Here is a 23,126-nt window from a genome sequence, read left to right as displayed (position 1 = left end):
CTCGACCTCTCTTCGGATGGCACGGCCGCGCTCGACGTAGGTGACTTCTCGCTCAGCCGCGGAACCAGTGCTGCGGCCGAGGTTGGATGTTCTGCCAGATGTGCTTGGGTTCGCGGTACTCCTCCAGGCCGGTCGGCCCCAGTTCCCGGCCGGTGCCCGAGTGCCCGAAGCCGCCCCACTCCGCCTGCGGCACGTAGGGGTGGTAGTCGTTGATCCATACGGTGCCGTGCCGCAGCCGCCGGGCGACCCGCTGGGCCTTGCCCGCGTCCTCGGTCCACACCGCTCCCGCGAGCCCGTAGTCCGTGTCGTTGGCGATCCGCACGGCGTCGTGCTCGTCGCTGAACCGCTCGACGGTCAGGACCGGGCCGAACGACTCCTCGTGCACGACGCGCATGTCCTGGCGGCACTCGTCGAGGACGGTGGGCAGGAAGTAGAAGCCGTCTGCGAGCGCTTGGTCGTCGGGCCGGCGCCCGCCGCAGCGCAGCACGGCGCCCTCGGCGAGACCCGCCGCCACGTACTCCTCGACCTTCGCGCGGTGCTGTGCGGAGATCAGCGGCCCGGTCTCGGCCTCGGGGTCGAACGGACCACCCAGCCGGATCAGTCCGGCGCGCCGCACCACCTCGTCCACGAAGGTGTCGTGCAACGAGTCCTCGACGATCAGGCGGGTGCCGGCCGAGCAGACCTGGCCGGAGTGGAGGAAGACGGCCGTGAGGGCGAAGTCAACGGCTGCCTCGACATCCGCGTCGGCGAAGACGACGTTGGGGTTCTTGCCGCCCAGTTCCAGGGCGACCTTCTTCACCGTGGCGGCGGCCGTGGCCATGAGGCGCCGGCCCGTGCCGAACCCGCCCGTGAACGAGACCATGTCGACACCGGGGTGCTCCGCGAGCGGCGCGCCGACCTCGGGTCCCGCTCCCAGGACGAGGTTCGCGGCGCCGGCCGGCAGCCCGGCCTCCTCCAGTGCGCGCATCAGCAGGACCGACGTCGACGGGGTGAGTTCGCTGGGCTTGAGGATCACCGTGTTGCCGACCAGCAGGGCGGGCGCGACCTTCCACGACGCCTGCAGCAGCGGGTAGTTCCACGGTGTGATGAGCCCGCAGACCCCGGCCGGTTCGTAGACCACCCGGCTGATGGCGTCGTCGCGTCCGGTGTCGATGACGCGGCCGGCGCTGGTGCCCGCGATCCCGCCGTAGTACCGGAAGCAGGCCACGATGTCGGCGATGTCGTACTCGCTCTCCACCAGGCGTTTGCCGGTGTCGAGCGATTCGGCGCGGGCGAACTCCTTGGCGTCGCGCTCGATGATGTGGGCCGTGCGCAGCAGCAGTGCGCCGCGCTCCCGCTCCGGGGTCCGCGGCCACGGTCCTTCGTCGAAGGCGCGGCGCGCGGCATCGATCGCGGCCTCGGTATCGTCTCGCGTCCCCTCGGACACGGCCCGGACAACAGTGCCGTCGGCGGGGCAGCGGACTTCCCGGTGGCCGCCTGCCACCGCTTCGCGCCACTTACCGTCGATATACAGGTCTGCCACGAGCGGAGCCCTTCAGACGGGGGACAGTCGTTGCGTATCACGCATCGAATTCCTCGAGAGGGAACACGATCGTCCACACCGATGGCGTACGTCAAGGGTTCGGACGGCCGGATTCGACTGTGCGCGGGAGTTGGTCGCCGGCACTTGACCCGACGCGACAGCGCGCTGGACGATGTTGCGTATCACTCACCCTGTTGTGCAATACGCATCAACGGAGGATGCACATGTCACCTCGACCGCAACCCGGCCGCGAGTTCGTCCTCACTCTCTCCTGCCCTGATCGCGCCGGGCTCGTCCACGCCGTGACCGGCTTCCTGGTCGAGCACTCCGGCAACATCCTGGAGAGCCAGCAGTTCGACGACCGGCTGCAGGACCGCTTCTTCATGAGGGTGCACTTCGATGTGTCCGCTCCGGACGCAGAGTTGGAAAACCTGCGCTACGGCTTCGGACCGGTGGCCGAGGCGTACCAGATCTCCTGGCAGCTGCACGACGCGTCGACTCCGACCCGCACGCTGATCATGGTGTCGAAGTTCGGCCACTGCCTGAACGACCTGCTCTTCCGCCGGCGTACCGGCGCGCTCAACATCGAGATCCCGGCGATCGTCTCCAACCACCGCGACTTCGAGCCGCTGGCGGAGAGCTACGGCATCCCGTTCCACCACATTCCGGTGACCCGGCAGACGAAGGCCGACGCCGAGGCGCGCCTGCTGCAACTGGTCGAGGAACTCGACATCGACCTCGTGGTCCTCGCCCGCTACATGCAGATCCTCTCCGACGACCTGTGCAAGCGGCTCGAAGGCCGTGCCATCAACATCCACCACTCCTTCCTGCCGAGCTTCAAGGGCGCACGGCCGTACGTCCAGGCGCACGAGCGCGGTGTGAAGCTGGTCGGGGCCACCGCGCACTACGTCACCCCGGACCTGGACGAGGGCCAGATCATCGAGCAGGACGTCGTGCGCGTGGACCATTCACGCGACCCCGACGAGCTGGTCACGGTCGGCCGCGACGTCGAAGCGCAGGTACTCGCACGCGCCGTCGAGTGGCACAGCGAGAGCCGGGTCATGGTGCACGGCAATCGGACCGTCGTCTTCCGCTGAGCGGTGCCGTACGGTTGCGCGACCTTCGGTCTCGCTCGTCCTCAATCGTCGGACGGGCTGGAAATTCCAGCCCGTCCGACGATTGAGGACAAACCGGCTGCCGGGCGGCCCCGGGCAACCTTTCCGGTCACCGCACTAGCCGCCGAGGCGTTCGAGCATCCTGCGGCGCCAGCTCTCGGTCTCGGCGATCTGGTTGAAGGTGAACAGATGCAGACCCGCCACGGACGCCGAAGGGGCGGTGAGCGCGACAGCGCTCCTGCTCAGCAGCCGGTCGGGTGAGTAGCCGCCCGGTGCCGCGAAGCGCAGGAACCAGAAGGGGTGCCGGGTCAGGAACCGCGCCGACTCCCCCACACCGATCTTCGTCGCCATGGACAGCAGCTTCGCCCGTTCGACGGGCCCGGCCACGCCCACATGGACGGGAAGCATGATGTGCCTGCGGCGCAGCCGCCGGACCCACCCGCCCAGCACCGCCGGGTCGAAGCACAGATTGCTGACGATGCAGGTCGCGTGGGCCTGCTTGTCCCACATCGCCTGGACAGTGACGTCGTCCTCGATGAGCGGATGGCTCTCGGGATAGCCGGTGATACCGACGTGCGCGAACGGGCTGCCCATCTCGCTCAGCCGTCGCAGTACGGGAAGTGCCGCGTCGTACGCTCCGGCCGGAGGATCCGCGTCGCCGGCCGGCACGAACACCTCGTCGATACCGGCCGCCAGGAGCCGGTCGACGACATCGCTCAGGTGTGCGTCGTCCACGAGCAGCCGGGCGGGCACGTGCGGCACGACGCGGTACCCGTGCGCCGCCAGGCGGGTCGCGAGGTCCAGGGTCGGGGCGAGGCCCTTGGCGGGCGACGCGGTGACCGTGACCGCGACATCCGGGGGGACCCACTCCAGGACCTTGGCCTCGGTGGCCTTCGCCGGCAGGACCTCGTAGCGGACTCTGCGCAGCAGTTCCGGCAAGCCCCCCGCGAGGGGGGCCGGCACGGCTGCTTCGGGGTACGTCGTACGCCGCATGACCGGGCCCCGCCCTATCGGGTGGGACCGGGGCGCTGCCCCTGCTCGGGGCGGCTGTGCCGGTAGAACTCCGCCTTCGACGGCGGCAGCGGGTCGTTGCCCAGGATGAGGTCGGCCGCCTTCTCCGCGACCATCATGACCGGCGCGTAGATGTTGCCGTTGGTGACGTACGGCATCACCGACGCGTCCACGACCCGCAGCCCCTCCAGCCCGTGCACCCGCATGGACGCCGGGTCGACCACCGACATCTCGCCGGTGCCCATCTTGCAGGTGCAGGAGGGATGCAGGGCGGTCTCGCCCTCCTTGGCCACCCAGTCGAGGATCTCCTCGTCACTCTGCACGTCCGGTCCCGGCGAAGTCTCCCCCGCGTTGAACGGGTCCATGGCGGACTGGCCGAGGATCTGGCGCGCTGTGCGGACCGCCTCGACCCACTCGCGGCGATCCTGCTCGGTGGACAGGTAGTTGAACCGCAGCGCCGGGCGCTCGCGCGGGTCCTTGCTCTTGATCTTCACCGAGCCGATGGCATCGGAGTACATCGGCCCGACATGCACCTGGTACCCGTGTCCGCCGGAGGGCGCGGAACCGTCATAGCGCACCGCGATCGGCAGGAAGTGGAACATCAGGTTGGGGTATTCGACGTCCTCGTTGCTGCGCGCGAACCCGCCGGCCTCGAAATGGTTGGTCGCCCCCGGGCCCTTGCGGAACAGCCACTGGAGCCCGATCCACGGGCGGTGCCGCCACTTCAGGTACGGCTGCATCGAGACGGGCTGCTTGCAGGCGTACTGGATGTACACCTCCAAGTGGTCCTGCAGGTTCTCCCCGACACCCGGCAGATCGTGCACGACGTCGATGTCCAGCGCCCGCAGCTCCTCGGCGTTGCCGACGCCCGACAGCTGCAGCAACTGCGGCGAGTTGATCGCACCGCCGCACAGGATGACCTCGCGGGCGCGCACCTGCTGCGCCGCGCCGCGGCCGCGCCGGTACTCGACACCGACGGCGCGCTTGCCCTCGAACAGGACGCGGGTGACCAGCGCCCGGGTCTTCACCGTCAGGTTCGGCCGCTTCCTCGCCGGGTGCAGATAGGCCCGCGCGGCGGACAGCCGCCGCCCGCGGTGGACATTGCGGTCGAAGGAGGCGAAGCCCTCCTGCCGGTAGCCGTTGACGTCGTCGGTCAGCGGGTACCCCGCCTGCTGCACCGCCTTCATGAAGGCGGGGAACAGCGGGCTGGACGCCGGGCCGCGTTCGAGCACGAGCGGTCCCGAGTGGCCGCGGAACTCGTCCTCGGGATCGGATGCGAGGCAGTTCTCCATCCGGTTGAAGTACGGCAGGCAGTGCGCGTAGTCCCAGGTCTGCATGCCGGGGTCGGCCGCCCAGCGCTCGTAGTCCATGGGGTTGCCACGCTGGAAGATCATGCCGTTGATACTGCTCGAGCCGCCCAGCACCTTGCCGCGGGCGTGGTAGATGCGCCGCCCGCCCATGTGGGGCTCCGGCTCGGATTCGTACTTCCAGTCGTAGAAGCGGCTGCCGATGGGGAACGCCAGCGCCGCGGGCATGTGGATGAAGACGTCCCACAGGTAGTCGGGCCGGCCGGCTTCCAGCACCAGCACACGGTTGGCCGGATCCGCGGAGAGCCGGTTCGCGAGTGCGCTGCCGGCCGAGCCGCCGCCGACGATGACGAAGTCGTACTGCTCTGGCTCCATTGCTGCCTCGTCTCTCCCCCAGCCTTCCGGCCGGGGGGCCCTCAGCCGTCGATACGCGGGCATGCTAATACTTGTACCGCCATACGCACCAGGTTGCGAGCAACGCAACCTTGAATACTTTCGCCACTTGACCCAAGCATCGTCGCCCCGTTGTTTACTGCACGTATAGTTTCGCTATGAGCAACTACAGCACGGCAGCGGAAACCACAGGCCCCGGGGCCGGAGGGGTGCAGTCCGTCGATCGCGCCGTCAGCGTCCTGGAGATCCTGGCCCAGCGCGGCGAGGCGGGCGTCAGTGAGGTGGCCGCTGAGATCGATGTCCACAAGTCCACCGCGTTCCGACTGCTCGGCGCCCTCGAGGCGCGCGGTCTGGTCGAGCAGGCCGGCGAGCGCGGCAAGTACCGCCTCGGCTTCGGCATCGTGCGCCTGGCCGGTGCGGTCACCGGTCGCCTCGACATCGCCCAGCAGAGCCGTCCGGTCTGCGAGCGGCTCGCCGAAGAGCTCGGTGAGACCGTGAATGTCGCCGTCCTGGAGTCCCACTACATGATCAACGTCTACCAGGTACGAGGCCCCGGCGCGGTCACGGCGCACAACTGGGTCGGCCAGCTGACACCGCTGCACGCCACCTCCAGCGGCAAGATCCTGCTGGCCCAGCTGCCTCCGAAGCGCCGGGCGGAACTCCTGGCGGAAGCGGGCCTGGAAAAACTGACGCCGCAGACCCTGACCTCGAAGGCCCGGCTGGCGAAGAGTCTCGACGAGGCCAAGGAGCGCGGGTACGCCATCACCCTGGAGGAGTTCGAGATCGGGCTGCATGCCATGGCGGCGCCGATCCGCTCCCGTGACGGCGAGGTCGTCGCCGCCGTCAGCGCTTCGGGGCCGGCATACCGGTTCACCGAAGAGCGCATGCACGAGCTCGCACCAGTGCTCATCCAGGGCGCGCAGCAGATCAGTCACCACCTCGGCTACCTGGGCTGAGCTGCCCCTGCCAGGGCTGGGTGCCGCGGGTCAGGGCTGCCGCGCGCCCAGGCGTGCGTGAACCCAGTCGTGGAACACGCCAATGTGGTGCTCGCTGGGCACGAGGACGCCGCCCTTGGCGTACAGGCGCGAGCTCATCGCCGGCTGGCAGCGCTCACAGGCGTCGAAGTCCTGCCTGTTGACGCGGTCGAACAGCTCGACGGAGCGGCTGACGTCCTTTCCGCTGTCCACCACGTCCTTGAGGTAGAGCCAGTCGCACTCGACGATCGTGCGGTCGGCTGCGACGGGGAACATCCGGTGGAAGATCACATGGTCCGGCACGAGGTTGATGAAGACCTGCGGCTTGACGGTGATCGCGTAGTAGCGGCGGTCCTGGTCCTCGGAGACGGTGGGGATACGGTCCAGGCCCTCGGAACCGTCGACGGTGAACCCCTTGACGTCCGCACCGAACTCGGCGCCGTGGCCGACGAAGTACTGGGCTGCGTATCCGTCGGCGAACTCCGGCAGTACCTCGGTGAGTTCGGGATGAATCGTGGCGCAGTGGTAGCACTCCATAAAGTTCTCGACGATCAGTTTCCAGTTCGCCTTGACGTCGTAGACGATCCGCTTGCCGACCTCCAGGTCGGCGATGTTGTACCGGTCGACAGCCGCCACCTCGCCCAGGCGCGCCACGACCTCGCCGATGACCTGCTCCTCGAAGGAGGGCGGGTCGTCCGCGAGGCAGATCCACACGTAGCCGAGCCACTCGCGTACGTGCACGTTCACCAGGCCGTACTCGGTACGGCCGACATCCGTCATCCTGGAGAGGTTCGGCGCGGCGATGAGCTTGCCCTGGAGGTCGTACGTCCACGCGTGGTACGGGCACTGGAACGCCCGCTTGACCTCCCCGGACTCCTCCGTGCACAGCTTCGCGCCCCGGTGCCGGCACACGTTGAAGAAGGCGCGGATCGCGTGGTCGCGCGACCGGGTCACCAGGATGCTCTCGCGGCCCACGTCCACCGTCCTGAAGGCCCCCGGCTTGTCCAGCTCGCGGGAGCGCGCCACGCAGAACCACATCGTCTCGAAGATGTGCTCCTGCTCCAGGCGGAAGATGTCCGCGTCCGTGTAGTAGTGGCCGGGGAGGGTGGCAATCAGGCTCTCCGGAAGGCCGGTCGTTGTCACAGTCACAGTGCACTCCTCGCTGGAGACGTCGTCATCGGGTGGTGAGCGCGCCGGTCAGAAGAGCAGCCCCGGGCGGGACGTGGTCGGGCCGCGCTGCTCACGGGGAGCCGTCCGTGCGGGCCACGGCGGCGGTGGCCAACTCCCGGCGCCGGCGGGTGAAGAGCCGCGCCTGGTTCATACCGAGCACGGCGACCGGACGGCCGGCGCGCCGGTAGACCGCGAGGAAGCTGCGGTCGGCCGTGGCGCCTTCCTCCACCGTGACACTGTCCGCCCCTGCGGCATGCCCGGCGAACTGGATCCGGATGCCGTACTGGTCCGACCAGAAGTAGGGCGGGCGGGGCGGCTCCGGCGCGGCCGTGCCACCGGAGAGCAGCGCGGTCACGGCAGTGGCCGGACGCTCCAGGGCGCCGGTCCAGTGCTCGACCCGGTTATGCGCCCCCGCTACGGGGTCGTACCAGGATGCGCAGTCACCGACCGCGACGACGCCCGGGAGGCTGGTGGCGCCGGCGGCATCGCACTGCACGCCGTTCCCCAGCGCAATGCCGGAGCCCTCCAGCCACTCGACGCAGGGCCGCGCGCCCACGCCGACGACGACGGTGTCGGCCGGGAGGCGGCGGCCGTCCTCGAGCACGACCGCGTCCACGCTCGCCTTGCCGGCGCGGGGAGATGTCCCCGGCTTTCCGCTGATGCCCCGCACGCCGACGCCGCACAGCAGCCGGACGCCGTGGTCCGCGTGGAGCGAGGAGACGATGCCGCCCATCTCCGCCCCGAGCGGCCCGGTGAGCGGCGTGGGCGCCGCTTCGACCACCGTCACATCGAGACCGAGACCGTACGCGGTCGAGGCGACCTCGGCGCCGATGAATCCGCCGCCGATGACGACCAGCCGGCCGCCACGCGCCAGGTCCGCGCGCAGGGCGCGGGCATCGTCGACGGTGCGCAGCACGTGTACGCCGGCCAGGCCGCCACTCCCCGGGAGGGACCGCGCGGCGGCTCCGGTGGCGATCACGACCCCCTCCGCTCTCACCGAGCGGCCGTTCGCGAGCCGGACCGAGCGGCCGCTCCGGTCGAGCCCGACGGCTCGGTCACCGAGCACCCACTCCGCATCGAGGTCCTCGCCGTCCGCTTCGAGCCCGAGTGCGGACTCGTCGATCGCGCCGGCGAGGAATTCCTTCGACAAGGGCGGCCTGTCGTAGGGGCGGTGGGGCTCGTCACCGATGAGCACGAGACGGCCGTCGTAGCCCTGCCTGCGCAGGGCGCGAGCGGCCGACAGCCCGGCGAGCGACGCGCCGACCACGGCCACACTCTTCATGCCCGGCCTCCGGTCAGGCGTGCCACGGCACAGGACGGCGGGAGGTTCGGCGCGGCCTCGGACGGCAGCACGTAGACCATGCCGTCCTCGATGAGGACCTGGTGGGTGCGCACAGGGAGCCTGGCCGGCGGTGAGTCGACGCTGCCGGTGCGCAGGTCGAACTTCGAAGCGTGCAGGGGGCACTCGACCTCGCACCCTTCCAGCCAGCCGTCGGAGAGCGAGGCGTCCTGGTGGGTGCACGTGTCGTCGATGGCGAAAACTTCGCCGTCCTCGGTGTGGAACACGGCGACAGGGGGGTCTACTTCGAGCCGGTAGGCCTCGCCTCGCGGCAGATCTGCGAGACGGCACACGGGAATCATCATGACACCTCGGTGCGTATAGCGAAACGGAGTGCGATTGACGCAACATCAGTCTGGAGGCGCCCCCAGGCCTTGTCAAGGCGTCGATCCGGACAGCGCAGGGGCACCCGGAGCGGTCGGCCACGGGGCACCGGAGCCATTGATTCCACTGGATGTCTTGTGCATGCCATGGCCGGTGATTACGTTCCGGTTTGCTTGTCCGACCGGGCAGCGCCCGGCTCCTCGGCCGTCCACAAGACGCGAGGATTCCCGGGGCAGAGGTTCGCTTGACAGGAGTTCATGTGACCGCATCGTGGCCGCCGGGGCTGCCGAGGGTTCGGGGTGTCGACGGTCACCAGCGGCACCACCGAGGACTGGTCGTACAACGCGACCGGCGGCGGACGGCTCGCAGGTTGCGGCGAGCGAGACGGTTGTCGCGGGCGGCGCGTACGCCTTCCCCGACCTCGGCACGGACCCCGAAGGCGTCGGCGACCGGCCGGAAACGCGGCGGGTGCAGGTGTCCGTCGACGACGAGTCGTTCGGCTCGCCGCGGTCGGCGAAGCTCGACGAGTCCACCGGGACCTGGCAGGCCGAGGTCGGCAGGCTCAGCGTGGGCGAGCATGTGCTGTACGCCCGCGCGGTACGGGACGGTACGCCCTCGGAGGTCGTACGGACCGCGTTCCGGGTCACCCCGGACGCGCGGGTCGAATGGCAGGTCGTGGACCGGAACTCCCCTGTGGACCCGGCGGCGTGGCGGCCGGCCACGGGCCTGGACGACTGGTCGTTCGGCCTCTCGACGTCGGCGTACGGGACCGGGCACAAGACGGTCGTCGCGCGCCTCGTGGAGCGCGGCACGGAAACGGCACGCGATGTGGTGTGGGTGCGGTTCCGTTGACGCCGTCGGGCTGATGCGGCTCATGCGGCCGGGCCGCGGCAGGTCTTTCCTGCCGCGGCCCGGCCGTGGCCGCACCTGGGTCGCCGTGGCCCGGCCCATGGCCGGGGCCGCTCAGCTGCCGCGGGCGATCCACTCCTGCAGATGCGGCGCTTCCGCGGCGATGCTGGTCGTCTCACCGTGACCGGTGTGTACGACCGTGTCGCCCGGAAGCGTCAGCAGCCGGCCGCCGATCGACGCGATGATCGTGTCGAAGTCGCTGAACGACCGCCCGGTCGCGCCGGGCCCTCCCGCGAAGAGCGTGTCGCCGCTGAAGAGAGCGCCCAGGTCTGGCGCGTACAGGCACACCGCCCCGGGAGCGTGCCCGGGAGTGTGCAGGACGCGCAGGCCGGTGCCCGCCGCCTCGATCAGGTCGCCCTCCGCCAGCGCGTGGTCCGGCCGCCGGTACGGGTGCACCATCTTCCAGAGCACCTGGTCGTCGGGGTGGAGCACGATGGGCGCACCCGTCCTGTCCGCGACGCCGTCGGCTGCGTTCACATGGTCGTTGTGCGCGTGGGTGCATACGACGGCGGCGAGACGGCGGTCGCCGACCGCGGCCAGAATCGCATCGGCGTCGTGTGCGGCGTCGACCAACAGGACCTCGTCGTCGTCACCGACCAGCCATACGTTGTTCTCCACATCCCACGTACCGCCGTCGAGGCTGAACGTCCCCCTGGTGACGAGGTGCTCGATGCGCAGCTCGCCGGCCATCACAGCACCACCACCGAGCGGAGCACATCGCCGCGGTGCATCTTCTCGAACGCCTTCTCCACGTCGCCCAGGCCGATCGTCTCGGAGACGAAGGCATCGAGGTCGAAGCGCCCCTGCAGGTAAAGGTCGACGAGCGCCGGGAAGTCCCGCGACGGCAGGCAGTCGCCGTACCAGCTGGACTTCAGCGAGCCGCCACGTCCGAAGACGTCCAGCAGCGGCAGCTCCAAGCTCATCTCGGGGGTGGGGACGCCGACCAGCACGACCGTTCCCGCCAGGTCGCGGGCGTAGAACGCCTGACGGTACGTTTCCGGGCGGCCCACGGCGTCGACAACCACGTCCGCGCCGAACCCTCCGGTCAGCTCACGCACCGCGTCGACGACATCCGCCTTGGTCCCGTCGACGGTGTGAGTGGCCCCCATACCCCTGGCCCGCTCCAGCTTCCGCTCGTCGACATCGACCGCGACGACGGTCGTCGCACCCGCGAGCCTCGCACCGGCCACCGCTGCCATTCCGACCCCGCCGCACCCGATGACCGCGACGGAGTCGCCGCGTCCGACGGCGCCCGTGTTCACCGCCGCGCCGAAGCCCGCCATGACACCGCAGCCGAGCAGGCCCGCAGCGGCGGCCGGAGCCGCGGGGTCGACTTTCGTACACTGCCCGGCGGCGACCAACGTCTTCTCCGCGAAGGCGCCGATGCCGAGCGCGGGGGCGAGCGCTGTGCCATCGAGCAGCGTCATGGGCTGCGTCGCGTTGTGCGTCGAGAAGCAGTACCACGGCTTGCCCTTGCGGCAGGCCCGGCACTGGCCGCAGACCGCACGCCAGTTAAGGATGACGAAGTCGTCGGGCGCGACCTCGGTGACACCCGCGCCGACGGCCTCCACGCGCCCCGCCGCCTCGTGTCCGAGGAGGAAGGGGAAGTCGTCGTTGATGCCGCCCTCGCGGTAGTGCAGATCCGTGTGGCAGACACCGCAAGCCTCGACCTTGACGAGCACCTCGCCCGGGCCGGGGTCGGGTACCACGATGGTCTCGAGGGAGACGGGGGCGCTCTTCCCCCGGGCGACGACAGCGCGGACCTGGTGAGTCATGGATGCTCCTCGTCCGGAACGAATGCCAGTTATGTTGCGCATTGCGGCACACATCTCGACTACCGCAACGAAAGCATCGACGAGGAGGGGAGCGGCGGTCAAGGCCCCGGTCAGGTCCTGTGGCGGCGAGGAACTCGGCATCCACTCCCCCACTCAATCACTAGCACATATGTTCGAATGAGGAGTAGGGTGGCCGTGTGACGGTCCACTTCCAGGCCTCCCTCCTCGACGCACAGGAGGAGATCGCCCTGCGGCCGCTGACCTCCGTCCGGCGCCGGGTGCTGAGCCATGGCGCCTGGCTGGATCTGCTGCCCGGCTGGGTGTCCGGGGCGGACGCGCTGTTCGAGTGGCTGGCCGCCCACGTGCCCTGGCACGCCGAACAGCGGACCATGTACGAGCAGGTCGTCGCCGTGCCGCGGCTACTGGCGTACTACGGGGAGGACGATCCGCTCCCCCACCCCGTCCTGGAACAGGCGCGCTCCGCGCTGAGCCGGTACTACGCCGCCGAGCTCGGCGAGCCGTTCCGTACCGCCGGGCTGTGCCACTACCGCGACGGCAGGGACAGCGTCGCCTGGCACGGCGACACCCACGGCCGCGGCGGCAAGGAGGACACCATGGTGGCCATCGTGTCGGTCGGCGAGCCGCGTGCGCTGGCCCTGCGGCCGCGCCAGGGCGGCGGCCCGGTCATCCGGCAGCCCGTGGGTCACGGCGACCTGCTGGTGATGGGCGGATCCTGTCAGCGCACCTGGGAACACGCCATCCTCAAGACCGGCAAGCCGGTCGGACCCCGCATCAGCATCCAGTTCCGCCCGCGCGGAGTCAGCTGACCCGGAGCACCGGCAGGCTGCTGAAGCCGTTTGCGATGAAGGACTCCACAGGGCGGGCGGCGAGGCCGTCCTCCGCCAGGCGGAGGCCGGGGAAGCGGGCGAACAGCGCCGGCAGGGCGACGGCCGCTTCGAGGCGCGCCAGCGGGGCGCCGATGCAGTGGTGGACGCCGTGGCCGAAGGCGAGGTGTTCCTTGTCGGGGCGGCAGCTGCCTGAGCACCTGGTAGCCGGTGGGCGCCCAGGCCCGTATCCCGCCGGGGAGTTCCGTCAGTGCGGCTGATCCGTGTACGCGCAGGCGGTCGGCCTCCGCGTAGAGGTCGCGTCCTGCGGGGTCGAGGATGACGGGCTGCTGCCCCATGCCTGGCTCCTGCCGACGAAGGAATCCGTAACCGGACGATCGTAGGCGGGAGAGTTCGAATTCCCTGTGGAACCAGGGCAGTTCAGGCCACGGACCCGATCCGCCCCACCGGAGCGTCCGGGCCGTCGTGGTGGATCGGGGTGTGTGCGCCGGCGAGGGAGACTCCGCTGCCGCCGCGGCGGTCCGCGACGATCTCGGCGGCGATCGACAGGGCCGTCTCCTCGGGCGTCCGCGCGCCGAGGTCGAGGCCGATCGGCGAGCGGAGCCTGGCGAGTTCGAGTTCGGTGACGCCGACCTCGCGGAGCCGCTTGTTGCGGTCCTCGTGCGTACGGCGGGAGCCCATCGCGCCGACGTAGGCGACGGGAAGCTTGAGGGCCAGTTCGAGGAGGGGGACGTCGAACTTGGCGTCGTGGGTGAGGACGCAGAGCACCGTACGGCTGTCGACTTCCGTCGACTCCAGGTATCGGTGCGGCCAGTCGACGACGATCTCGTCCGCCTCGGGGAAGCGGGTCTTCGTCGCGAAGACGGGCCGCGCGTCGCACACGGTCACGTGGTAGTTCAGGAACTTGCCGACGCGCACCAGCGCGGAGGCGAAGTCGATCGCACCGAAGACGATCATGCGCGGGGCGGGCACGCTCGACTCGACCAGCAGGGTCAGCGGCCGGCCGCAGAGCCTGCCGTCGGCGCCGATCTCCAGGGTCGCGGTCCGGCCGGCGTCCAGCATCGCGCGGGCCTCGTCGGCGACCGCGCGGTCCAGCTCGGGATGTCCGCCGAGCCCGCCCTCGTACGCGCCGTCGGTACGGACGAGAAGCGCGCGGCCCATCAGTTCGGCCGGCCCGTCGGTGACTCGCGCGACCGCCGCCGCCTCCCCTCCGGCGGCGGCGGCCAGCGCTGCCGCGAACACATCCCGCCAGGGCGAGTCCGCACGTACCGGGGTGACGAGGATGTCGATGACGCCGCCGCAGGTCAGGCCCACGGCGAAGGCGTCCTCGTCGCTGTATCCGAAGCGCTCCACGACGGTCCGCCGACCGTCCTGAAGGGCCTGCCGGCACAGTTCGTAGACCGCGCCCTCCACGCATCCGCCCGAGACCGAGCCGATCGCCGTGCCCTCACTGTCGACAGCGAGGGCCGCTCCCGGCTGCCGGGGCGCGCTGCCGCCGACTGCCACCACGGTGGCGACGGCGAAGTCACGCCCTTGCCCGACCCACCGGTTCAGCTCTTCGGCGATGTCCAGCATGTCGGCCTCCTCGGGGGATCGGTTTCAGTATCGGATGCGTGGAGGGCTACCGGCGTCAGCCGACGCCCAGCCAGTGTTCGATCGGGTTGATCGCGAAGAACACGACGAAGATCACCGTCAGGCCCCACATGAAGGCACTCACCTCGCGGGCCCGGCCCTGGGCGACCTTGATGGCCACGTACGAGATGACACCGGCGGCGACACCCGCGGTGATGCTGTAGGTGAACGGCATCAGCACCACGGTCAGGAACGTCGGGATGGCGACGGAGCGGTCGCTCCAGTCCACGTGCCTGGCGTTCTGCATCATCATCGCGCCGATGACGACCAGTGCCGCGGAGGCGACCTGCGCCGGCACGATCGCGGTGAGCGGGGTGAAGAAGAGGCAGAAGGCGAAGAAGAGGCCCGTGATGACCGACGAGAAGCCGGTGCGAGCGCCTTCACCGACACCGGTCGCGGACTCGACGAACACGGTCTGGCCGGAGCCTCCCGCGACGCCGCCGATCGCGCCGCCCGCGCCGTCGACGAACAGCGCCTTGGACAGGCCCGGCATGCGGCCCTTGTCGTCGGTGAGCTTGGCCTCGGTACCGACACCGATGATGGTGGCCATGGCGTCGAAGAAGCCGGCCAGTACCAGGGTGAAGACGATCATCCCGACGGTGAGCGCGCCGACGTCGCCCCAGCCGCCGAATGAGACCTCGCCGAAGAGCGAGAAGTCCGGTGCGGAGACGATGCTGCCGTTCAGCTCCGGCGGGGAGTTGTTCCACGCCTTGGCGTCGAGACCGACGACGTTGTGGATGATCACGGCCACGATCGTGCCGATGACGATACCGATCAGGATCGCGCCGGGGATGTTGCGCGCCTGAAGCATGAAGATCAGCAGCAGGGTGATGCTGAAGACGAGTACGGGCCAGCCCTGGAGCTCACCGCCCACGCCGAGGGTGAGGGGCGCGCCGAACTCGGGGCCGCGGCCGACGATGCCGCCCTTGAAGAGGCCGATGATGGCCACGAAGAGGCCGATGCCGATGGTGATGCCGTGCTTCAGCGGGAGCGGGATCGCGTTCATGATCAGCTCACGCAGACCGGTGACCACCAGGAGGCAGATCACCACGCCGTACATGATGCACATGGCCATGGCCTGCGGCCAGGTCATCGCGGGCGCGACCTGAGAGGCGAGCACGCCGGACACGGAGAGGCCGGCTGCGAGCGCGAGGGGCACTTTGCCCACAAAGCCCATCAGCAGGGTGGTGGCCGCCGCCGCGAGGGCCGTGGCGGTGATCAGGGCGGGCTGGCTCAGAACGTTGCCGTCAACGTCCTTGCCACCCAGGATGAGCGGGTTGAGCAGGAGGATGTACGCCATCGCCATGAAGGTGGTGACGCCGCCGCGCACTTCGCGCGAGACGGTGGATCCTCTGTCGGATATGTGAAAGTACCGGTCGAGCCAAGACCTGCCGGCCGGGGGACGAGAGCCGGAGCCCGCGTCCTCGGCGGTGGTCTTCGGCTCCACTGACGACTGGGTCATGGTGCCTACTCCCAAGGTTCAAAGGGGCACCCGCACAAAGATTGGAGACTGCGGGATTTGGGATGGTGCGCTGGCTGCACGACCCGGGGGACGGCCCGAGACGAACTGGGCTTGGAACTTGGTGAAGCTGTGGTGCTGTGTGGTGCTGTGGTGCTGTGTGGTGCTTGCTGAGGACCGCGAGCGGTGCGGTACTTCAGGCTCCGGGCGGGGCGCTGTGGAAGTGTGACGTTCCCTGGGCACCCCGCCCGGAGAGCTTGGGTCAGGTGCCGGTGAGGTGCTCGGGGCGCACCGGCGTCCTGTTGAGCTCCAGCCCGGTCGCGTTCCGGATCGCCGCGAGGACGGCCGGAGTGGACGACAGGGTCGGGGCCTCACCGATGCCACGGAGGCCGTACGGCGCGTGGTCATCGGCCAGCTCGAGTACGTCGACGGGGATGGTCGGCGTGTCGAGGATGGTGGGGATCAGGTAGTCCGTGAAGGAGGGGTTGCGCACCTTCGCGGTCTTCGGGTCGACGATGATCTCCTCCATGACCGCGACGCCCAGGCCCTGGGTGGTACCACCCTGGATCTGGCCGACGACGGACAGCGGGTTGAGCGCCTTGCCGACGTCCTGCGCACAGGACAGCTCGATGACCTTGACCAGGCCGAGCTCGGTGTCCACCTCCACGACCGCGCGGTGCGCGGCGAAGGAGTACTGGACGTGTCCGTTGCCCTGGCCGGTGTGCAGGTCGAACGCCTCGGTCGGACGGTGACGCCACTCCAGCTCGAGGTCCACCGCCTCGCCCTCCAGGACGTCCACCAGGTCGGCGAGGACCTCGCCGCCGTCGGTGACGACCTTGCCGCCTTCGAGCAGCAGCTCGGCGGTGGCCCAGGCGGGGTGGTACGAGCCGAACTTGCGCCGGCCGATCTCCAGGACCTTCTCGCGGACGTTCTCGCAGGTGTGCTTCACCGCGCCGCCCGTGACGTACGTCTGGCGGGAGGCGGAGGTGGAGCCGGCCGAGCCGACCTGGGTGTCGGCGGGCTGGATGGTCACCTGCTGGACGCCCAGTTCCGTGCGGGCGATCTGGGCGTGCACGGTGACACCGCCCTGGCCGACCTCCGCCATCGCGGTGTGCACGGTCGCGACCGGCTCGCCGCCCACGACCTCCATGCGCACGCGGGCGGTGGAGTAGTCGTCGAAGCCCTCGGAGAATCCGACGTTCTTGATGCCGACCGCGTAGCCGACGCCTCGTACGACACCCTCGCCGTGCGTGGTGTTGGAGAGGCCGCCGGGCAGGGCCCGTACGTCGACCGAGGAGCCGGTGGCGTCGCCGGACAGCCACTGCTGCTCGGGCGGCAGGGGCCTGGCCTTGATACGGCGCAGCAGCTCGGCGACCGGGGCCGGCGAGTCGACCGGCTGGCCGGTCGGCAGCAGCGTGCCCTGCTCCATGGCGTTGAGCTGGCGGAACTCGACCGGGTCGATGCCCAGCTTGGCCGCGAGCTTGTCCATCTGGGCCTCGTACGCGAAGCACGCCTGGACCGCGCCGAAGCCGCGCATGGCGCCGCAGGGCGGGTTGTTCGTGTAGAGCGCGATGGCCTCGATGTCGACGTCGTCGACGACGTACGGGCCGACGGAGAGGGAGGAGGCGTTGCCGACGACGGCCGGGGAGGCCGAGGCGTAGGCGCCGCCGTCCAGGACGATCTTGCACTTCATGTGCGTGAGCTTGCCGTCCTTGGTGGCGCCGTGCTCGTAGTAGAGCTTCGCCGGGTGACGGTGCACATGGCCGAAGAAGGACTCGAACCGGTTGTAGACGATCTTGACCGGCTTGCCGGTGCGCAGCGCCAGGAGGCAGGCGTGGATCTGCATCGACAGGTCCTCGCGGCCGCCGAAGGCACCGCCGACGCCGGAGAGCGTCATCCGGACCTTCTCCTCGGGCAGGCCGAGGACGGGGGCGATCTGGCGGAGGTCCGAGTGCAGCCACTGGGTGGCGACGTACAGCTCGACGCCGCCGTCCTCGGAGGGCACCGCGAGGCCGGACTCCGGGCCGAGGAAGGCCTGGTCCTGCATGCCGAAGGTGTACTCGCCCTTGACGATCACGTCGGCGCGCTTGGCGGCCTCGTCCGCGTTGCCCCGGATGATCGGCTGGCGGTGCACGATGTTCGGGTGCGGGACGTGACCGATGTGGTGGTCGTCGCGGCCCTCGTGGATCAGCAGCGCGTCGGGGGCGGTCGCGGAGGCCTCGTCGGTGATGACGGGGAGCTCGGCGTAATCGATCTTGATCTTGGCGGCGGCGCGGCGCGCGGTCTCCGGGTGGTCGGCGGCGACGATGGCCACCGGCTCACCGTGGTGCCGGACCTTGCCGTGGGCGAGAACGGGGGTGTCCTGGATCTCCAGGCCGTAGTTCTTCACCTCGGTGGGCAGGTCGTCGTACGTCAGTACGGCGTAGACGCCGGACATGGCGAGCGCTTCGGAGACGTCGATCGATCTGATCTCGGCATGCGCCACAGTGCTGCGGAGGGTGTGGCCCCACAGCATGTCCTCGTGCCACATGTCCGAGGAGTAGGCGAACTCGCCGGTCACCTTGAGGGTGCCGTCGGGGCGCAGCGTCGACTCGCCGATGCCGCCCTTGGTCTGCGAACCCTGGGTGATGTTGGTGGGAGTACCTGCCGGAGCGGTGTTCTGCGCCATCGTCAGACCGCCTCTTCCTGACGGGCGGCCGCGAGGCGGACCGCGTCGAGGATCTTCTCGTAACCGGTGCAGCGGCACAGGTTGCCGGAGAGCGCCTCACGGATGTCCTGGTCGGACGGGGAGGGGTTCTTCTCCAGCATCTCGTCGGCCGCGACGAGGAGACCGGGGGTGCAGAAACCGCACTGCACGGCGCCGGCGTCGATGAACGCCTGCTGGATCGGGGAGAGTTCGCCGCCCTCGCCGGTCTGCGAGTCGGACGGCCTGGCCTCCCACTGCTTGGCCTGGTCCAGCGTGGTGCCGCAGGCACCGGAGACTCCCCCACAGCGCTCCGCGCGTGGGAGGTGCCCCCATCCACCTTGCTCGGCGCGCTGCTGGGCGTAGTCCGCGAGGCCCTCGACGGTGATGACCTCGCGGCCCTCGACCTGGCCGGCGGCCACGAGGCAGGAGCACACCGGCACGCCGTCGAGGCGGACCGTACAGGAGCCGCACTCGCCCTGCTCGCAGGCGTTCTTCGAGCCGGGCAGGCCCATGCGCTCACGCAGCACGTAGAGAAGGGACTCGCCCTCCCAGACGTCGTCGGCCTCCTGCTTACGGCCGTTGACCGTGAAATTCACGCGCATAGTTATGCAGCTCCTTCAAGCGTGATGCCGGTGCCGCGGTACTGCTCCCAGGTCCAGCCGAGCGTGCGGCGAGCCATGATGCCGACAGCGTGCCGGCGGTACTTCGCGGTGCCACGAACGTCGTCGATCGGGTTGCAGGCGCCGGAGGCCAGTTCCGCGAACTGCTTGGCGATCGAGGGGGTGATGATCTTGCCGCTCTCCCAGAAGCCGCCCTCTTCGAGCGCGGCGTTCAGGAAGTCCTCGGCGGCGCGGGCCCGCACCGGGGTGGGGGCCGCGGAGCCGATGCCGGTCTTCACCGTGCGGGTCTCCGGGTGCAGGGCCAGGCCGAAGGCGCACACCGCGATGACCATCGCGTTGCGGGTGCCGACCTTGGAGTACTGCTGCGGGCCGTCGGCCTTCTTGATGTGCACGGTCTTGATGAGCTCGTCGGGCTCCAGCGCATTGCGCTTGACGCCGGTGTAGAACTCGTCGATCGGAAGGAAGCGGGTGCCGCGCACCGACTCCACCTCGACCTCGGCGCCCGCCGCGAGCAGCGCGGGGTGGGCGTCGCCGGCCGGGGAAGCCGTACCGAGGTTGCCGCCGACGCCGCCGCGGTTACGGATCTGCGGCGAGGCCACCGTGTGCGAGGCGAGCGCCAGGCCGGGCAGCTCGGCCCGCAGGTGCTCCATGATCTGCGTGTACGTGACGGAGGCGCCGAGCCGGACGTTCTCCTCGCCGACCTCCCACTCCCGCAGCAGACCGATGCGGTTGAGGTCCAGAAGGTACTCCGGACGGCGGTGGTCGAAGTTGATCTCGACCATCACATCGGTGCCACCCGCAATCGGCACAGCTGTGGGGTGCTCGGCCTTCGCGGCGAGCGCCTCCTCCCAGCTGGCGGGGCGAAGGAAGTCCATGTGCGGCTCTCTTCATTCGTAAAGTCGGGTCTTCGTAAGTCGCGGGTCGTTCACTTCAAGCCAGGAGGCCACAGGCCCTCGACTGGTCGTTCACGTGTTGTTAACGCGGTTGGCCCAAGTACACAAGCCCGGGCTCCCCCGGTGCAGTCACCGAAACCATGAAGGAGTTGGCTGGTCGCCTCCTTCGTCTTGTAGATTCGTATGAAACGCGAGGCTCAGTTACCTCACCGATTTCCAACGGCAACATCGAGACAGATCGGCGGCGAGACCATGCGGCTGCGCGCACTGCTGGAAACCGATGCGCTGGGCCTGCGGCTGCTGGGCGGCGAGGACGAGCTCGACCGCACGGTGCGTGGGGTGATGACCACCGACCTGCGGGATCCCAGCCGGTACCTGTCGGGGGGCGAGCTGGTCCTGACCGGACTGGCCTGGCGGCGTGACGCCGCCGATTCCGAGCCATTCGTACGAATCCTCGCCGGCGCCGGAGTCGCGGGGCTCGCGGCGGGCGAGGCCGAACTCGGTTCGATCCCGGACGACCTCGTCCAGGCGTGTGCCCGCAACCGGCTGCCGCTGTTCGCCGTCAATGAGGACGTCGCTTTCGCGACAATCACCGAGCACGTGGTGCGGCAGGTGTCCGGGGAGCGGGCCGGGGACCTCGCGGCCGTCGTGGACCGGCACCGCAGGCTGATGACGTCCGGTCCTGCGGGTGGCGGCCCGGAAGTGGTGCTCGATCTGCTCACCACCGACCTCGATCTGCGTGCGTGGGTGCTCTCCCCCACCGGCCGGCAGATCGCAGGCGCCGGCGAGCCGCTGTCTTCCAGCGTATGCGCGTCCCTGGCGGGGGAGCATCTGGCTGCCGTACGCACCGGCCGCCGGGGCCCGCACCGGTTCACCCTCCAGGGCAGCACGTACTCGCTCTTCCCCATCCGGGGCAACGGCCGCGGCGCGAGCCCCGCCTCCCGCGACGTACGCGAGAGCGTGCTCTCCGACTGGCTGCTGGCCGTCGAGGCGGACGCGGGCGACTGGCCCGCCGAGCGCCTCGACCTGCTCCAGGGCGTCACCCAGCTGATCGCCGTCGAGCGGGACCGGCGCGACGCAGCCCGTACGGTACGGCGCAGGCTCGCGCAGGAGGTCCTCGAGCTGGTCCAGACGGGCGCCGCGCCCGCCGAGATCGCCGCCCGGCTCCGGGTCGCGGCGCCGGTACTGCTCCCGGGCCTCGGCTCGGCGCCGCACTGGCAGGTCGTCGTGGCCCGGGTCGACTGGGAGGGCGCCGACATCGCCGGCGGCCCCGTCGCCCAGTCGCTGCTGGAGGAGATCCTCGTCGACCCGGCGGCCTCCGGCCCCGAACCGTCCGACCGGATCGCCGTCGCCCATGCGGGTGACGAGGCCATCGCGCTCGTACCGCTGCCCGCGCTCACCACCGACGAAGGCGCGCCGGACACGGCCCTGCACGCCGACGCCCTGCTGGAGGTGGTGCGGGCGCCCCTGTCCGGCGGCCTCGGCGACGACGGCCGGCTGACGCTGGGCGTCAGCGCCGCCGTGCACTCGGCGGAGGGATTGCGCGGCGCCCTGGAGGAGGCTCGGCACGCCCGCCGGGTCGCAGCGGCCCGGCCGGGCAGGGTCTGCGCGGCCGGCCACCACGAGCTCGCCTCCCACGTCCTCCTTCTGCCCTTCGTCCCAGACGACGTACGCCGGGCGTTCACGGCCCGGCTGCTCGACCCGCTGCGCGACTACGACCGCCGGCACCGCGCGGAACTCATCCCGACGCTCGAAGCGTTCCTGGACTGCGACGGTTCGTGGACGCGCTGCGCGACCCGGCTGCATCTGCACGTCAACACCCTGCGTTACCGGGTGGGCAGGATCGAGCAACTGACGGCGCGTGATCTGTCGCGCCTGGAGGACAAGCTGGACTTCTTCCTGGCGCTGCGGATGAGCTGACGGCCGGAGCTGATGACTGACGGCCGGAGCTGGGGGGCGAACTGACTGATTGTGAATTCGTTCACCCATCCCCTTGGCTGATCACCTCAATTCGTGCTGAGATTCGGGCCACAGCTCAATGGCGCGCTTTGGGGAGGGCAATGTGGCGGATACCGCCATGTCTGGGTCAGGAACTGTCTGGGGGGACGATCCAGTCCAGATCGCGGTATGGCGGCTGCGCTCACGCGGCTGTTGGACGGACGCGGCGGCCCTGCTCGAACCGGACGCGTCGCTCGCCGGGCCCGCGCTCCAGCGCGCTTCCCTCCTCGTCGAGCGCTGCCTGTTCACCGAACAGGGCTGGCCGGAGGCGGAGGACGCGCTGCGCACGGCCGAGGCGGTGGCGCGGGACGACGACGAGCGCGGCGCGGCCGCGTGCGAGCGCGGGCAGCTCGCGTACGCCTCCACGGTGCTGGGCATCCGCGACCGGGCGGACGAGGCGCGGGCCGCGCTCGGCCGCGCCGCCGCCCTGCTGGCCCCCGGCTCCCGGGCCAGGCCGCTGCTGGACTTCCGCCGCGGACTCGTCGCCGAACACCTCGCCGACTCCCCGCAGTCGGCCCGCGCGGCCTACCGCCGCGCCCACGCGGGCGCCACGGCCCACGACGACGTCCTGCTGCTGTCCCACACGTGGCGCCACCTGGCGGGCCTCGCGCTGCGCGACGGCGAACTGGCGGAGGCGCGCCACGGCTTCGCCGAATCCCTGCGCATCCGCGAGGAACTGGGCTTCCTGATCGGCACGGCCCCGGCCCTGGCGGCCCTGGCGGAGGCCGAACCGGAACCGGAGGCGGCCCGCCTGCGGGCGGAGGCCGCTCGGTTGTTCCGCCTGTTGGGCGGGGTACCGACCTGGCTGGCGGGGCAGTTGGCGCCTGCGGTGGTCACCCCCGGGTGAGGTCGATCTCGGCCCGTACGGTCTTGCCGACCGGTACGCGGTCGTGAACGCTCCAGCGGGAGGCGAGCGCGGCGACGAGGTGGAGGCCGCGGCCGGCCTCGGCGTCGGTCTCGCTGTCCGTGGCCATCGGGCGCCGCTCCCGCCGGGCGTCGGAGACCTCGATGCGCAAGGCGTCCGGCCGAAGCGTGAGCCCCAGCTCGAAGTCCCGGCCGGGTACACGGCCGTGGGTCAGTACCGGTAGGCCACTGGCGAGGTTTCCGCTGCGCGGACCCTTTTCCAGTGGCCCCCGGCCCGAACCCGCCGTGCA

The 23,126-nt window shown here is 70.3% G+C and carries 20 protein-coding genes and 1 pseudogene; 6 read left to right on the top strand and 15 right to left on the bottom strand.

All coding sequences use genetic code 11. The features are described from left to right. Positions 1-52: 52 nt before the first annotated feature. Positions 53-1,522, bottom strand: coding sequence for an aldehyde dehydrogenase family protein (locus NLX86_RS31390; protein WP_254375213.1), 1,470 nt, complete (start codon positions 1,520-1,522; stop codon positions 53-55). Between the two features lie 224 nt (positions 1,523-1,746). On the opposite strand from NLX86_RS31390, the gene purU reads away from it, so the two are divergent. Next, positions 1,747-2,619 carry a formyltetrahydrofolate deformylase gene (gene purU / locus NLX86_RS31385; RefSeq protein ID WP_254375212.1) on the top strand — a complete coding sequence of 291 codons (873 nt, stop codon included), beginning with the start codon at positions 1,747-1,749 and terminating at the stop codon, positions 2,617-2,619. A gap of 135 nt (positions 2,620-2,754) precedes the next feature. Here purU and NLX86_RS31380 read toward each other — a convergent pair whose 3' ends face one another. Both NLX86_RS31380 and betA read right to left on the bottom strand, forming a co-directional pair. After that, positions 2,755-3,630, bottom strand: a complete 876-nt coding sequence (locus NLX86_RS31380; protein ID WP_254375211.1) for a 5,10-methylenetetrahydrofolate reductase — start codon at positions 3,628-3,630, stop codon at positions 2,755-2,757. Positions 3,631-3,644: 14 nt separating this feature from the next. Further along, entirely contained in the window at positions 3,645-5,330 is a 1,686-nt protein-coding gene (betA, locus tag NLX86_RS31375; protein WP_254375210.1) for a choline dehydrogenase, read from the bottom strand. 176 nt (positions 5,331-5,506) lie between these two features. On the opposite strand from betA, the gene NLX86_RS31370 reads away from it, so the two are divergent. Then, positions 5,507-6,304: an IclR family transcriptional regulator gene (locus NLX86_RS31370; RefSeq protein WP_254375209.1), complete on the top strand. Its 798-nt coding sequence runs from the start codon at positions 5,507-5,509 to the stop codon at positions 6,302-6,304. Positions 6,305-6,334: 30 nt separating this feature from the next. Here NLX86_RS31370 and NLX86_RS31365 read toward each other — a convergent pair whose 3' ends face one another. The 3 genes from NLX86_RS31365 to NLX86_RS31355 all read right to left on the bottom strand — a co-directional run bounded on the left by NLX86_RS31365 (position 6,335) and on the right by NLX86_RS31355 (position 9,136). Then, positions 6,335-7,465: an aromatic ring-hydroxylating dioxygenase subunit alpha gene (locus NLX86_RS31365; RefSeq protein WP_254375232.1), complete on the bottom strand. Its 1,131-nt coding sequence runs from the start codon at positions 7,463-7,465 to the stop codon at positions 6,335-6,337. A 97-nt stretch (positions 7,466-7,562) separates the two neighbouring features. After that, complete coding sequence (locus tag NLX86_RS31360) at positions 7,563-8,774, bottom strand: NAD(P)/FAD-dependent oxidoreductase (RefSeq protein WP_254375208.1); 1,212 nt, start codon at positions 8,772-8,774, stop codon at positions 7,563-7,565. After that, positions 8,771-9,136: a bifunctional 3-phenylpropionate/cinnamic acid dioxygenase ferredoxin subunit gene (locus tag NLX86_RS31355; RefSeq protein ID WP_254375207.1), complete on the bottom strand. Its 366-nt coding sequence runs from the start codon at positions 9,134-9,136 to the stop codon at positions 8,771-8,773. The genes NLX86_RS31360 and NLX86_RS31355 overlap by 4 nt, the downstream gene beginning before the upstream one ends. Positions 9,137-9,425: 289 nt before the next feature. Here NLX86_RS31355 and NLX86_RS31350 point away from each other — a divergent pair, with 289 nt between their 5' ends. Then, complete coding sequence (locus NLX86_RS31350) at positions 9,426-10,007, top strand: hypothetical protein (protein ID WP_254375206.1); 582 nt, start codon at positions 9,426-9,428, stop codon at positions 10,005-10,007. 111 nt (positions 10,008-10,118) lie between these two features. Here the strand turns inward: NLX86_RS31350 and NLX86_RS31345 are convergent, their stop codons facing one another. Both NLX86_RS31345 and NLX86_RS31340 read right to left on the bottom strand, forming a co-directional pair. Further along, complete coding sequence (locus tag NLX86_RS31345) at positions 10,119-10,754, bottom strand: MBL fold metallo-hydrolase (protein ID WP_254375205.1); 636 nt, start codon at positions 10,752-10,754, stop codon at positions 10,119-10,121. Next, on the bottom strand, positions 10,754-11,839 hold the full coding sequence (locus NLX86_RS31340; RefSeq protein ID WP_254375204.1) for an S-(hydroxymethyl)mycothiol dehydrogenase: 1,086 nt from the start codon (positions 11,837-11,839) through the stop codon (positions 10,754-10,756). The genes NLX86_RS31345 and NLX86_RS31340 overlap by 1 nt, the downstream gene beginning before the upstream one ends. A gap of 197 nt (positions 11,840-12,036) precedes the next feature. Here NLX86_RS31340 and NLX86_RS31335 point away from each other — a divergent pair, with 197 nt between their 5' ends. Continuing rightward, positions 12,037-12,666: an alpha-ketoglutarate-dependent dioxygenase AlkB gene (locus NLX86_RS31335; protein ID WP_254375203.1), complete on the top strand. Its 630-nt coding sequence runs from the start codon at positions 12,037-12,039 to the stop codon at positions 12,664-12,666. Here NLX86_RS31335 and NLX86_RS31330 read toward each other — a convergent pair. From NLX86_RS31330 to NLX86_RS31305, 6 genes and pseudogenes are all read right to left on the bottom strand, one after another. Next, positions 12,659-12,868, bottom strand: a pseudogene (locus tag NLX86_RS31330) (cytochrome P450); the annotation flags it as partial. The gene NLX86_RS31335 and the pseudogene NLX86_RS31330 overlap by 8 nt on opposite strands. A gap of 236 nt (positions 12,869-13,104) precedes the next feature. Then, complete coding sequence (locus NLX86_RS31325; protein ID WP_254375202.1) at positions 13,105-14,259, bottom strand: XdhC/CoxI family protein; 1,155 nt, start codon at positions 14,257-14,259, stop codon at positions 13,105-13,107. 55 nt (positions 14,260-14,314) lie between these two features. Further along, a complete protein-coding gene (locus NLX86_RS31320) occupies positions 14,315-15,778 on the bottom strand; it encodes an NCS2 family permease (RefSeq protein WP_254375201.1) in 1,464 nt (487 codons plus the stop codon). A gap of 259 nt (positions 15,779-16,037) precedes the next feature. After that, complete coding sequence (locus tag NLX86_RS31315; RefSeq protein ID WP_254375200.1) at positions 16,038-18,443, bottom strand: xanthine dehydrogenase family protein molybdopterin-binding subunit; 2,406 nt, start codon at positions 18,441-18,443, stop codon at positions 16,038-16,040. A gap of 2 nt (positions 18,444-18,445) precedes the next feature. After that, a complete protein-coding gene (locus tag NLX86_RS31310; protein WP_254375199.1) occupies positions 18,446-19,063 on the bottom strand; it encodes a (2Fe-2S)-binding protein in 618 nt (205 codons plus the stop codon). Positions 19,064-19,065: 2 nt separating this feature from the next. After that, positions 19,066-19,956 carry a xanthine dehydrogenase family protein subunit M gene (locus NLX86_RS31305; RefSeq protein WP_254375198.1) on the bottom strand — a complete coding sequence of 297 codons (891 nt, stop codon included), beginning with the start codon at positions 19,954-19,956 and terminating at the stop codon, positions 19,066-19,068. 270 nt (positions 19,957-20,226) lie between these two features. Between NLX86_RS31305 and NLX86_RS31300 the strand changes: the two genes are divergently transcribed. Continuing rightward, on the top strand, positions 20,227-21,894 hold the full coding sequence (locus tag NLX86_RS31300) for a PucR family transcriptional regulator (RefSeq protein WP_254375197.1): 1,668 nt from the start codon (positions 20,227-20,229) through the stop codon (positions 21,892-21,894). Between the two features lie 157 nt (positions 21,895-22,051). Further along, on the top strand, positions 22,052-22,819 hold the full coding sequence (locus NLX86_RS31295; protein ID WP_254375196.1) for a hypothetical protein: 768 nt from the start codon (positions 22,052-22,054) through the stop codon (positions 22,817-22,819). On the opposite strand, the gene NLX86_RS31290 is transcribed toward NLX86_RS31295, so the two are convergent. After that, the coding region (locus tag NLX86_RS31290; RefSeq protein ID WP_254375195.1) for an ATP-binding protein at positions 22,806-23,126 on the bottom strand (321 nt) is incomplete at its 5' end. The genes NLX86_RS31295 and NLX86_RS31290 overlap by 14 nt on opposite strands.

It is taken from the genome of Streptomyces sp. A3M-1-3 (assembly GCF_024213665.1).
Taxonomy (GTDB): Bacteria; Actinomycetota; Actinomycetes; order Streptomycetales; family Streptomycetaceae; genus Streptomyces.
The sequence above is the reverse complement of the archived record's forward strand: the minus strand, read 5'-3'. Positions and strand labels throughout refer to the sequence as shown.